The 13,360-nt window shown below is 41.6% G+C and carries 8 protein-coding genes; all 8 read left to right on the top strand.

The features are described from left to right. The first annotated feature begins 18 nt into the window (after positions 1-18). The 8 genes from hisS to G5B00_RS01400 all read left to right on the top strand — a co-directional run bounded on the left by hisS (position 19) and on the right by G5B00_RS01400 (position 13,291). Positions 19-1,401: a histidine--tRNA ligase gene (gene hisS, locus G5B00_RS01435; protein ID WP_163871460.1), complete on the top strand. Its 1,383-nt coding sequence runs from the start codon at positions 19-21 to the stop codon at positions 1,399-1,401. Between the two features lie 273 nt (positions 1,402-1,674). After that, positions 1,675-2,670: a pyruvate dehydrogenase (acetyl-transferring) E1 component subunit alpha gene (gene pdhA / locus G5B00_RS01430; protein WP_163871459.1), complete on the top strand. Its 996-nt coding sequence runs from the start codon at positions 1,675-1,677 to the stop codon at positions 2,668-2,670. A 51-nt stretch (positions 2,671-2,721) separates the two neighbouring features. Further along, the gene (locus G5B00_RS01425; protein WP_163871458.1) at positions 2,722-4,356 is read left to right on the top strand and encodes a pyruvate dehydrogenase complex dihydrolipoamide acetyltransferase; all 1,635 of its coding nucleotides are present in this window, start codon (positions 2,722-2,724) and stop codon (positions 4,354-4,356) included. Positions 4,357-4,668: 312 nt separating this feature from the next. After that, entirely contained in the window at positions 4,669-5,859 is a 1,191-nt protein-coding gene (locus tag G5B00_RS01420; RefSeq protein ID WP_163871457.1) for an ATP-binding protein, read from the top strand. A gap of 87 nt (positions 5,860-5,946) precedes the next feature. Beyond that, positions 5,947-7,131: a serine hydrolase domain-containing protein gene (locus G5B00_RS01415; RefSeq protein WP_163871456.1), complete on the top strand. Its 1,185-nt coding sequence runs from the start codon at positions 5,947-5,949 to the stop codon at positions 7,129-7,131. 905 nt (positions 7,132-8,036) lie between these two features. Then, positions 8,037-8,396 (top strand): CoA-binding protein, encoded by a 360-nt coding sequence (locus tag G5B00_RS01410; RefSeq protein WP_163871455.1) that lies wholly within the window; start codon positions 8,037-8,039, stop codon positions 8,394-8,396. Positions 8,397-8,863: 467 nt separating this feature from the next. Then, complete coding sequence (locus G5B00_RS01405) at positions 8,864-11,917, top strand: SusC/RagA family TonB-linked outer membrane protein (RefSeq protein WP_163871454.1); 3,054 nt, start codon at positions 8,864-8,866, stop codon at positions 11,915-11,917. Between the two features lie 18 nt (positions 11,918-11,935). Next, positions 11,936-13,291, top strand: a complete 1,356-nt coding sequence (locus G5B00_RS01400) for a SusD/RagB family nutrient-binding outer membrane lipoprotein (RefSeq protein WP_163871453.1) — start codon at positions 11,936-11,938, stop codon at positions 13,289-13,291. The last annotated feature ends 69 nt before the right edge of the window (positions 13,292-13,360 follow it).

Genomic DNA, 13,360 nt, shown 5'->3' with positions numbered 1-13,360 from the left:
TTATCTTACCTTTGCGCTATGGCAACTATCAAACCATCTTTAGCGAAAGGTACACGTGATTTTTCTCCGTTGGAAATGGAGAAAAGAAATTATATTTTCAATACCCTAAAGACTGTATTCAAAAAATTTGGATACAGTGAGATCCAGACCCCTTCTTTTGAAAATCTCTCTACATTGACCGGAAAATATGGTGACGAGGGGGATAAATTAATATTTAAGATATTGAATTCAGGAGACTATCTGTCCAAAGCCCCGGAAGATCTGCTACAAGAAAAACAATCTAACAAACTTATTCCTCATATTACCGATAAAGCATTGCGTTATGACCTTACCGTGCCTTTTGCCCGGTATGTCGTCATGCACCAGAACGATATCAACCTGCCCTTCAAACGTTTTCAGATCCAGCCTGTATGGCGGGCAGACAGGCCGCAGCGGGGACGCTATCGCGAATTTTATCAATGTGATGTGGATGTCGTTGGATCAGAAAGTCTGTTGAATGAAGCCGAATTTATTTTGATCTATCAGGAAGCTCTGCAAGATTTGGGGTTGAAAGATTTTACGATCAAGATCAATAACCGCAAGATATTGAGCGGTATTGCAGAGGTTATCGGCAAGCCTGAATTGATTGTGGACATGACGGTGGCCATTGATAAGCTGGATAAGATAGGTTTGGAGGGAGTGAACAAAGAGTTGTTGGAAAGAGGGTTTACGAGTGAAGATCTGGATATTTTGAAGCCGATCATTCTATTGGAAGGCAGTAGTGCTTCAAAATTGGAACAACTCAAACAAGTGTTGGCCTCGTCCGAAAAAGGGTTGCAAGGTATTGCGGAAATTGAGCAGGTATTTATGTATGTGCGGTCGTTCACAGGTTCGGAAGAGCTTTTGGACAAGTTTGTCGAAGTGGATATTACTTTGGCCCGGGGTCTGAACTATTATACAGGTTGCATCTTTGAGGTGAAAACCCATGAGGTCGCTATGGGTAGTATCGGTGGTGGCGGTAGGTATGATGATCTTACAGGTATGTTTGGGTTGAAAGGGCTTACCGGAGTAGGTATCTCCTTTGGTGCAGATCGTATCTACGATGTGCTGGAAGAGTTGGGGCTTTATCCCGACGCGCGTGTGTCCAATACGAAGTTGCTCATTGTGAATTTTGATAAACCGGCTGAAAAGATGACGCTCCCGTTGCTATTCCGGATGCGTGCCGCAGGTATCGCGGCAGAGTTATATCCAACGGCTGCCAAGCTCAAAAAACAGATGAGCTACGCCGATGGCAAAGGCATCCCGTATGTGTTGCTCGTGGGAGAGGAAGAAATGGAGACAGGCCGGTTTACACTCAAGGACATGGCTAGTGGAGAGCAGTTTAAAGTAAGTGAGCAGGAATTGGTGGAGAAGCTGGTTTAGACGGGGCTGATCGTATACTATTTCGTAGTATTGAGCGGAGTGGCCACTACGGATTGACAATAAAGCGAAGTCTCAGACTCCAATCCATTTTGAAAGTTCTTAGAGACCCTGAGAAACTCTAAGAACAGTTCTGGGAGTTTTAAAGCCTTATAGGCTTTTCATGATCTTTCCAGAAATATGATAAAAATTACCTAATTCCACGATGAAAAGTCTCCTTTTTATCGAGATAAATTATTAGCTTTGTGGTCGATTTAGTAAGAAATAAACTTTAAAATGAGTTCAACACCTATAACGAAAGAAACATACTTGGAGTGGTACAGATCCATGCTCCTCATGCGTAAATTTGAAGAGAAGGCCGGCCAGCTTTATGGGCAGCAAAAAATTCGTGGTTTCTGCCATCTATATATTGGGCAAGAGGCAGTAATGGCAGGTACGATTTCTGCGACAAGACCGGACGATACTGTCATCACCTCTTATCGCGATCATGCCCATGCTTTGGCCAAAGGTGTTTCTGCCAATGCGTGTATGGCTGAGCTTTATGGTAAGGCCACAGGCTGTTCGAAAGGTAAAGGTGGTTCGATGCACTTCTTCTCCAAAGAACACCGTATGATGGGTGGCCATGGTATCGTGGGTGGCCAGATTCCATTGGGTGCAGGCATTGCCTTTGCGGAGAAATATTTGGGCAAGGATAATGTCAATGTCTGTTTTATGGGGGATGGTGCTGTGCGTCAAGGCGCGTTAAACGAGACCTTCAATATGGCGATGTTGTGGAAGCTTCCTGTCATCTTTGTTTGTGAAAACAACGGATATGCGATGGGAACTTCGGTAAAACGTACGACCAATATGGAAGATATCTACAAAATAGGTCTGGCATTTGATATGCCAAGTGCACCCGTAGATGGTATGGATCCGGTAGCTGTGCACACGGCGATGGACGAAGCTGTACAACGTGCACGTGCCGGAGAAGGACCAACCTTCTTGGAAATCCGCACCTATCGTTATAAAGGGCACTCCATGTCCGACCCTGCTAAATACCGTACAAAAGAGGAATTAGAGGCTTACAAAGACAGAGACCCGCTATTGAGTACAAAACATGCCATTCTGGAAAATAAATACGCAGATGATGAATGGTTCAAAAAAGTAGATGCGGAGACCAAACAAATTGTGGAAGATTCTGTTAAGTTTGCAGAGGAGTCTCCGTATCCGAGTGTAGACGAATTGTATCAAGACATCTATGTGCAGGAAGATTATCCATTTGTTATGGACTAATCATGGGTAATACGTATTATTTAAGAACACAAGAATAATCTACTAAAATACATGGCTGAAGTAGTAAAAATGCCGAAAATGAGCGATACCATGACAGAAGGTGTGATCGCTAAATGGCACAAAAAAGTAGGAGATAAAGTGAATTCCGGGGATCTTCTGGCAGAGGTCGAGACAGATAAGGCGACCATGGACTTTGAGTCCTATCAAGAAGGAACCTTATTGTATATCGGTCCGAAAGAGGGAGAAGCAGTAGCAGTAGATGCTGTCATAGCGATCCTCGGCGACGAAGGGGAAGATTACAAAGCCTTACTGGATGCTGAAAGTTCGGAGACCCCTAAAGCAGAAGAACCAAAGGAAGAAAAAAAAGCAGAGGCTTCTGGTCAAGAATCTTCTGGCAATAGTGTCTCCGCAGAAGATCTAGACTGCACGGTGATCACCATGCCACTTTTGAGCGATACGATGAAAGAAGGTGTCATCGCTCAGTGGAATTTTAAGGTCGGTGATGCCATCAAGTCGGATGATGCCATTGCTGATGTCGAAACCGACAAAGCGACAATGGAAGTCACTGCTTATGCTGAAGGTACATTGTTGTATATCGGTGTAGAAGCGGGACAGGCCGCCAAAGTAAATGATATCATTGCGATCGTAGGGCCTGCCGGAACAGATGTTACACCATTGTTGAACCAACCTACGGCATCGGCTCCAGCTACGACACAAGAAACGAAGGCCGAAGAAAAAGCAGCTGAGCCAGCCTCGAAAGAAGCCCCTGCATCAGTTGCTTCTTCGCAGGATGATTCGCGTATCAAAGCATCGCCCTTGGCACGTAAGATTGCGAAAGAAAAAGGTATTAACTTAAATGAAGTGCAAGGTTCGGCAGACGGTGGGCGTATCGTCAAAAAAGATGTCGAAAACTACGTGCCATCAGCCAAAACAGCTGCAACAGCAGTTCCTACCGCATCTACGACAGAGGTCAAAGCGGTTACGCTTCCGCAATTTGTCGGTGAAGAAAAGTATACAGAAGCCAACGTTTCGCAAATGCGTAAGACGATTGCCCGTCGATTGGCAGAATCCTTATTTACAGCGCCGCATTTCTATCTGACGGTTAGTATAGATATGGATAATGCAATTGCTGCCCGTGCGCAGATCAATGAGGTAGCTCCGATCAAGGTTTCTTTTAACGATATCGTCGTCAAGGCAGTAGCTATCGCATTGAAGCAACATCCTGCCGTGAATTCTTCATGGCAAGGAGACAAGATCAGATTCAACGAGCATACGAATATTGGTGTAGCCATGGCTGTGGAAGATGGTTTGTTGGTGCCGGTTGTACGTTTTGCAGATGGCAAATCCCTTTCCCATATTTCAGCAGAAGTCAAAGACTTTGCAGGCAAAGCTAAAGCGAAGAAACTACAACCTTCGGATTGGGAAGGATCTACGTTTACGGTTTCCAACTTAGGTATGTTTGGTATCGATGAGTTTACATCTATCATCAACTCTCCGGATGGTGCAATCCTTTCGGTAGGTGCGATTCAGCAAGTGCCGGTTGTGAAAAATGGTGCGGTAGTGCCCGGAAATATCATGAAGCTGACATTAGGCTGTGACCACCGTGTAGTGGATGGTGCTACCGGAGCACAGTTTTTACAAACGTTGAAAGGTTTGTTAGAAGCACCGATCCGTTTGTTGGCGTAGATTTTTATACTGGGATAATTTGGAGAGCCGCTTTGTACAAAGCGGCTTTTTTTATGTTTATGCTTAGTAGAAGGTGTCTCAAAAGGTCTGGTATAATCTCTTTTTGTCATTCCGACAGCCCCACGACCACCAACACGTCCCTGATGCCTGCTTCGCAGTCGGTAAGCCTCAGAATGACAAATTGTACGGTTCTGCTTTACTTTTGAGACAGCCTGAATTATATATTGATCTTTAAAAAGAGCAAAAATACAATATAATTGCTCTTTTATTTGAGCATTTGTTTTGTATATTTGCTCTTTAAAATAAGCATAAATGGAAACTTTATTGTTGGAACATCAAGCAAAATTGGTTCGTACAAGTGATAAAACCCGACGTTATCTCTATCAAAAAGTCGATTTTTCCAATAGGCTCATAGCGATCAAGGGAGCCCGGGGATCAGGCAAAACAACCCTTTTGCTGCAATGGGCAAAGCGACTCTTTGCTTCTCAGTCCTCCCTGTACGTGAGCTTGGACCATATCTGGTTTTACGAAAACAAATTGTACGATCTGGCCAAACGATTTGCCCAATTTGGAGGGACACATTTGTTGTTGGATGAAGTGCATAAGTATCCCGATTGGTCGAGAGAAATCAAGTTGATCTATGACAATTTCCCGGAATTGAACGTTATCTTCACATCATCTTCCATTCTTGAGATATATAGATCAGAGTCCGATCTGAGCAGGAGAGCGGTGAGCTATGATTTGAAAGAGCTGTCTTTCCGGGAATTTATCGCGTTTGAGATAGGAAAAAATCTCCCGGTGTATGCCTTGGCCGATCTTTTGGAGCATCACACCTATATTGCTACAGAGCTCATGGCCGAGCTGAAGCCTTTGCCGCTATTTGATAAATACCTCAAAACAGGAGTATACCCCTATTACAAAGAGAATGAGGCAGCTTATGGGCAGAAATTATTGAACACCATCAATCTGACGATAGAAATAGATGTCAATGCAGTAGAGCATTTAGCGTATGAAACATTGGTAAAATTGAAGAAATTGCTTAAAGCGATTGCTTCAAGTGTACCTTTTACGCCTAATATCTCAAAATTGAGCGAGCATGTAGGATTGACACGCAATGGCTTGGTACATGCCATTAAGATATTAGCACGTGCAGGTCTTGTTCATGAATTGTATAAAAATACTTCGGGGATAGGAGTATTGACAAAGCCCGAAAAACTATATCTCAATAATACCAATCTGCTATATGCCCTGGCCGAAGAAAACACAAAAACAGGAAATGTACGTGAAACTTTTTTTCTGAATCAATTGGCGGGATTGCATACTGTTAATCTGTCTGAAAAGGCTGACTTTCTGATTGATAATACCATCACCATAGAAGTAGGCGGAAAAAATAAGGCAAAGAAGCAGATTTTGGGATTGGATAATGCCTATATAGCAAGAGATGAGATAGAGGTAGGGTATGGGAATGTGATCCCTGTGTGGCTGTTTGGATTTTTATACTGATTAAAAAGTAAATTTATCGTGACCGGATGCCTGTTTGTTGCAATTATTCCTATATTTATTTTTAGATAGCTAAAACGTTTTTTACCTGTGAGATTACCATTATTTTTGATAGTTGGTTTAGTATTTTATACCGTTGTATCCTGTTCAAGTGCAGAACAAAAGCAACAGAAAATTGAAAAAAAGCAAAGTGAGCTGGATAGCCTGGCTCTGTTGTACAATCCCGCCGAAGCCGATAGGCAGATCGATTCTTTTATGCACAATCTACATACCCGATCCGGTTTTAATGGAAATGTACTTATTGCCAAAAAAGGGAAGATCATTTACCAAAATAGTTTTGGATGGGCAGATTACCTTCATAAGGATAGCTTGAAAATCGACTCCAGATTTGAGTTGGCTTCTGTTTCCAAGCCGATGACTGCATTGGCCATATTGCAATTGATGGATCAGGGGAAAGTAAGCCTTGACCAGGAGGTCGAAACTTTTTTTCCCGGCTTCCCGTATCCAGGGGTGACAGTCCGACAATTGCTTACCCATCGTTCGGGATTACCCAATTATGTATATTTTTCGGAAACGGTCTGGAAAGACCGAAAGAAGGGAATGAGTAATATGGATGCTATCAATTTATTGATCGAACATAAGCCGGCTCGGTATGGAAAGCCAGATGGCCGTTTTCAGTACAACAATTCTAACTATATGTTGCTCGGCGGTATAGTGGAGAAAGCTTCAGGTCAGAGTTTTGCCGATTATATGGAGCAACATATTTTCAAACCTGCAGGTATGAAACATACAGCTGTCTTATCGAGAGCAATGTACGATAAGATTCCGACGGATGTCATCGGCCATGACCGGATATGGCGGAGATCGGTTGTACAGGATTATCTGGATGGCCCGGTAGGGGATAAAGGGATCTACAGCACTGTACAGGATATGTATTTGCTGGATATCGCTTTGAAAGAAGGGAGGTTGCTTCCGGTGAATTTACTGGATTCCGCTTATGTGCCTAGAAGCGATGCCAAACGTGGTGTGTTTAGTTATGGATATGGTTGGCGTACGTTTTCTCCTGCAAATAGCCAGGTTGTTTACCATACCGGCTGGTGGCATGGGTTTAAGAATCTCTATGTCCGAAACCTGACACAGGATATCACGATCGTATTATTGTCCAATATGGTGAACGGTAGCTTGAATAACCTGGACAATCTGTATAGAATTTTGGATATGCCCATTTTGAGACAAAATGCCTATGATGCCCAGGGAGGATTTGTGGAACATTAAAAAAAATATTGATCGGTTACCTACTTTATTTGACGATGGTGATCTTGATAAAAATAAAGGGAGGGTTATTTTAGACAACTGCATTTTTCCATCCCACCACCTTTCCGTCTTCGCCGGCGGACGGCCTCGTGACTTTTGAAGCCCAAAAGTCACCAAAAGGCTTGTCCATTTCAATGCATCTTGTCGCACATCCACACGCTCAATAGCCCTGCAACTGCTGCCCTTGGTTTTGTCTCTCCAGGGCCATTGCCCACAGTCCCATCGACAAAACTGAACGGAGCCAGGAGCATCCCACCGCACAACCTCCCGTTGCAAGGCTATTCCTGCCGATGCTGGTGAAATGGACGAACACTGTCTAATACGGAACTACTTTGCCTGCATATCAATACGGTATTTGCAGACTGTTGGATAGAAAGCAATATCCCAAAGAACGACCTTTCAGCATATCGAGATCAAGGCCGTGGAGCTACGGTCTTGCTGGCTTACATCTAGTGCAATGCAAGCATTTTAAGTCCTTGTGGTGGGGATTGAGCTGTGGAGACATCAAAACCGAGCGAAGCGAGCTCTTGAACGCCTTTGAAAACAAACAAATTGTGAAAAACGCGCTTCGTAGTGTAGCGAGCCGGATCGATGAGAGGATGAACAGTCTTGATTTGTTTGCTTCTTTATTTATCAAGAAATAAAGAAGAGCCTGGCCGGCTTGAGGCCAAAGAAAAATTGTTTAATTTATTCCTCCATTTATATTATCCATAAAATAAGATACCCTTGCCCTGCGTTATTCTCCTCCTAACTTGTGGAACAATAAAAAAAATTATAACTTTATACAGTGGTCTCTGACCATCCTTGGCAGAAGTCTGGTAGACACCGCTGATGAACGGATTTATAGAAATAATAAATTTATCCATATGAAAAAAACCTTAATACTGGGAGCGAGTACCAATCCGGCCCGATACTCTTATTTAGTGGCAAACAAGCTGGTTCGGAAAGGATACCCTATAATAAATGTAGGTCGAAAAGTCGGTGAAGTCGCCGGAGTAGCTATAGAGCCTCCTGTCACCCTGCACTCGGACGTAGATACGATTACATTATATGTAGGCCCCAGAAATCAACCCCCTTATTACGACTATATATTGCAGACAAAACCCAAGCGGGTCATATTCAACCCCGGTGCAGAAAACCCTGAATTGGTCAAGATGCTTGAAGAACAAGGGATCGAACCTGTTGAAGCCTGTACATTGGTCATGCTGAATACCGGGCAGTATTAAAATGAGGACGAAAAATAAAGCAAAATCGTTCTTTAATGTCATCCCGACAGCTTGTCCCGAAAGCATTCGGGAATAGGAGGGATCTGCAAACCCTGCCTGACGGCAGTCAGGGATCTGAATACGTGATTATAATAGTCTGTTTTTAGATTCCTCCTATTTGTCGGAATGACAAAAAAAGGTAAAACGTACTTTTTATACACCTTTCTTGTAGCAATACATAAACCTATAAGGTTCCCAAACCTTATAGGTTTTTTTGTGAAACTTTTTTCATAATACATTGTTATCTCCTAACACAAGAGCCGAAGATTATGTAGTCGATATACTATGCATGCATTATTTTTTTTTGAAATTATTTGTAACTGTAATAATAGTGTTATATATTTGCCCTTGTGTTTAACACTTTTTAACACATATTCGTCACTAACTATTGCTATAGGCAGGATTTTTTTAACTAACACAACAAACACATGAAACAAAAATTACTCAGTTCAATTTTTGCGCTGGTATTCCTGATAGGGGTATCTTACGCGCAGGATCGTCAGGTGAGTGGTAAGGTCACCTCCGCTACAGACGGGTCGCCCATCAGTGGGGTCTCTGTGTCGGTAGTAGGATCGACTACAGCCACGCAGACAGACGGTTCGGGAAATTATTCCATCTCGGTATCGAATAGTTCGGTATTGAGCTTTTCGTACATTGGCTATGCAAGCCAACGGGTTACGGTAGGCAATCAGGCTGTGATTAACGTGCAGTTGGTCGATGATTCGGAGGCTCTAGAGGAAGTGGTGGTAACAGCATTGGGAATTTCCAAAGATAGGAGATCTGTTGGTTATTCTGTCTCCAATGTGAGTGGAGAGGACTTAGTAAAATCTGGCGAATCTAACATTATTCAAGGTTTGGCTGCCAAAGCTACGGGAGTACAGATCACTTCTTCCAGTGGTACACCGGGAGCTTCTTCAAAAGTTGTGTTACGAGGTCCCGCAACTTTTTCGGGTGACAATCAACCTTTGATAGTTGTCGATGGGGTTCCAATTGACAATGGTGTTAATTTTCCAAGGGCAGGGGATGACCCTTATAACCAATTTTTGGCCGGGGTGCAGCTTGGGAATAGGGCATTGGATATTAATCCGGAGGATATTGAAACTGTAACTATATTAAAGGGGCCAGCTGCTGCAGCTCTTTACGGACAAGCAGCAGGAAACGGGGCAATAATTTATACTACAAAAAAAGGGAAATTAGGGTCGGGTCTTGGAATTACATTCTCAACCGGGCTGGAACTCCAAGAAGTCAATAAATTGCCAAAATTACAAAGCAAGTATGGTCAAGGGGCAGGTGGAGTATATTCTGCTACAGCGCCCAATAGCTGGGGTCCAGATTTGGAAGCCTCTGGTACGCAAGTATATGATAACTTGGGTAATTTTTTCCAAACCGGAAAAAATTATAACAATAACCTAGCTATTACATCTGGAGGAGAAAAGACTTCGTTTAGATTTTCCATTGGATCTACAAATAACGAAGGTATTATTCCTTTCTCTAAGTTCAACCGTTATACTGCACGTTTGAGTTCGGATACGAAGCTATCGGATTGGATGAATGTTGGAGGAACTTTGAGCTATACCAATTCCAATACAAGGGCAACCCAAAATGGTAGCAATACAGCGGGAGTTATGTTGGGATTGTTGAGAAATCCTGCAGAGTTTAATATTGCAGACTATGAAAATGAGGAGGATGGTACGCAGAAAACCTATTTTGCTGGATATGATAATCCTCTTTGGTCAGCAAAATATAACCCTTATACAGAGGAAAACAATCGTATTGTAGGAAATGTATATACAGATATCAAATTGGATGAAAATTTTTCGGTTAATTGGAAAACTGGACTAGACTCGTATGGCACATCCGGTAAACAAATCTATGCAGTAGGGTCAAATGGGGATGACTATTCAGCGCAATGGGGAGAAGTGAAATATACCGATGTGAATTATCGGAATATTTATAGTGATCTATTGCTAAAGTACAATAAAGAGTTGTCTCCAGATTTCAGTTTAAATGCCCTTTTAGGCGGAAACTTTAACTATAAGCAATATTCATCTCTATTTGGAAGAGGTAGAAATCTAAGTTTGGCCGGTTACTATAATTTAGCTTCTGCGAAGGACTTATATACAAGTAATAACGAAGAGTACCAAAATAGTAAAGCTATATTCTTGGATGCTACTGTCGATTATAGAAATTTATTATTTTTGACCTTGACAGGTAGAAAAGAATGGTCTACTACTTTTGGAAAAGATGGCAAAGGATTTTTCTATCCTAAGGCGGATATCTCATATGTATTCTCGCATCTATTGGGCAATTCTAGTTTTGTAGACTACGGTAAGATTAGGCTTGCATATTCTAATGTTGGTATCTCTCCAAATATATATTCTGATAGAACATATTTTACCGTTCCGTTTATTGCAGACGGAATGACCAATGGCTTTTCTTTCCCATATATGGGACAGACAGGTTTTGCTATGAGTTCTTTAACCGTTGCAGATGATTTTCGTCCAGAAAGGAATGAGGGATATGAAGCTGGATTGGAGATGAGGTTCTTCAAGAGTCGACTAGTATTAGATTTTACCTATTATCAACAGATATCTACGGATTTGTTGATTCAGCAACCAATAGATCCAACCACAGGTTATTCTTATTTCTATAATAATATCGGAAAGATGAGAAACACGGGGATTGAGTTAGGTCTGGAAGGTACTATCGTTAAATCTTCTGATTTTAGTTGGAATGCCCGGGTAAATTGGTCGACAAATGACAATGAAGTATTGGAATTGGCAGAAGGCGTGTCCGAACTGAGTATCGGTACAGCATTTGCTGCTCCTCAATCTTATGCAATTGTGGGAGAACCTTTCGGAGTAATGTATTCTCAAAGATTTAAGCGAGATAACAATGGCAATATCATTATTGCGTCAAATGGTCTTCCTGAATACGAGAGTTCTTTAGGGAATGTAGGTAGTACTATTCCGGATTGGCTGATGAATATCAATAATGAATTCAAGTATAAGGATTTTTCATTTTCTTTCCTTTGGGATATAAGAAAGGGTGGAAAAATATGGGGTGGTACCTATGCAACATTGGTTCAGAGAGGAAGAGCTGATATTACAGCAGACAGAGACAGAACCTACGTAATTGATGGTGTTTATGCGGATGGAACTAAAAATACAACTCCCATAAGTAGTGAACTTTATTTTGGTTCTGGTTATCTAGGAAATTCGAATTCAGAGATAGCTATTGAGGACGGATCATGGGTTAGATTGAGATCTGTGGATTTGAGTTATCGTTTCAAAAAGATTTCGAAAGCCATAGATTATCTACAATTGGGAGTGAATTTAAGGAATCCTTTGTTATTTACAAAATACAAAGGAGTAGATCCCGAAACAAGTTTAACTGGATCTAGTCAGAATTTTGCAGGATATGACTATTACAATAATCCAGGAACTCGTTCGTATTCACTCAATTTGCGTATAGGTTTTTAATTCAAAACTCGTAATAACATGAAAAAGTATTTTAAAATATTATATATAGCATGTCTGACATTTTTTGTTGGATGCAAGACCGGGGATGATCTGTATATCGACCCGACCGAACCTGGTAGTGCGACTTTGTCCACTTTGTTAACAGCATTGGAAGTAAATGTATTTGCGAATCTTGAGGGAGAATTATCTCGCCAAAGCAGTATCTTTGTGCAGCATTCTGTAGGATTGAGTAATCAATATTCAGACGTACAAAATTACTTTATTACGGAAGGTGACTATGCCAATTCTTGGGAAGGTTTATATGTAAGTACTATGCATAATGCAAAAATAATGATTAACCAAGCAGGTGATGAAAATCCTTATTACGCAGGTATAGGAAAAGTAGTTATGGCAATGACCATCGGTATGGCTACAGATTTATGGGGCGATGTACCTTTTTCTGAAGCATTTCGCATAGACGAAGGAATACGAACACCGAAGTTAGATTCGCAACAAGACATCTATGCAAGTATAGATGCTCTCTTGGGAGAAGCAATAGCTGATTTCGAGCGTAATGAAGATGAAAATATATATCTTCCGGCTGAAGATGATTTAATTCATGAAGGTGATGTTGAGCTGTGGACAAAAGCTGCTTATACATTAAGGGCACGATACCTGAATAGACTTTCCAATAAAGCAGATAATAATACTAAGATTTTGGATTATTTGTCAAAAGGAATATCTGCTAATAGTGAGAATGCCGAAGCTGTGCACGATGCAACTGCCCCAAATCAATGGGGAGCTTTTCAAAATGAGAGACCAGGGTACATTGGTGCCAGCAAATTGTTTGTAGATAGATTGAATTCTACAAGTGACCCGCGTATTTCTTACTATTTAACTAAAAATGAGGGAGGTGTATATCTTGGTGGAGATATCACGCAGGAGGCAATAGATCCTGATATATCTGGATCAGGTAGCTTCTTTAGTGAGGCCCATAGTTATCCAATCGTAACGTATTACGAAGCTAAATTTATTGAGGCAGAAGTATTGGCAAGAACTGGAGGAGATGCTTCTGGTGCACTAAATGATGCTATAAAAGCTTCTGTGGAATATGTGACTAATGGAGCAAATGATGGTAGTGCTATCGCAACATATACTTCTCCATCCGAGACAGAAGTCTTGACAGAGAAATGGGTAGCAATGTTTAATCAATCAATAGAAGCTTACAATGATTTTAGACGTACAGGTATCCCTGCACTTACTCCACGTCCGCAATCTGTGGGAGCGATGTTGAATGTTATACCTAAGCGATTACCATTTCCTAAAGAAACAACACTGTATAATCCTAATGCAAAGTTTATAGCATTAGATGTTCCGGTGTGGTGGGCTGAATAGTTTAGAATAATTAAAATAAAAAGGTCGTACACCATTGGTTGTGCGGCCTTTTTTACTTTATATCTATCT

This window comes from Parapedobacter sp. SGR-10 (genome assembly GCF_011030405.1).
Classification (GTDB): Bacteria; Bacteroidota; Bacteroidia; order Sphingobacteriales; family Sphingobacteriaceae; genus Sphingobacterium.
The sequence above is the reverse complement of the archived record's forward strand: the minus strand, read 5'-3'. Positions and strand labels throughout refer to the sequence as shown.

Coding starts and splice junctions, on each gene's coding strand:
- hisS (WP_163871460.1), top strand. CDS start 19: ATGGCAACTATCAAACCATCTTTAGCGAAAGGTACACGTGATTTTTCT.
- pdhA (WP_163871459.1), top strand. CDS start 1,675: ATGAGTTCAACACCTATAACGAAAGAAACATACTTGGAGTGGTACAGA.
- G5B00_RS01425 (WP_163871458.1), top strand. CDS start 2,722: ATGGCTGAAGTAGTAAAAATGCCGAAAATGAGCGATACCATGACAGAA.
- G5B00_RS01420 (WP_163871457.1), top strand. CDS start 4,669: ATGGAAACTTTATTGTTGGAACATCAAGCAAAATTGGTTCGTACAAGT.
- G5B00_RS01410 (WP_163871455.1), top strand. CDS start 8,037: ATGAAAAAAACCTTAATACTGGGAGCGAGTACCAATCCGGCCCGATAC.
- G5B00_RS01405 (WP_163871454.1), top strand. CDS start 8,864: ATGAAACAAAAATTACTCAGTTCAATTTTTGCGCTGGTATTCCTGATA.
- G5B00_RS01400 (WP_163871453.1), top strand. CDS start 11,936: ATGAAAAAGTATTTTAAAATATTATATATAGCATGTCTGACATTTTTT.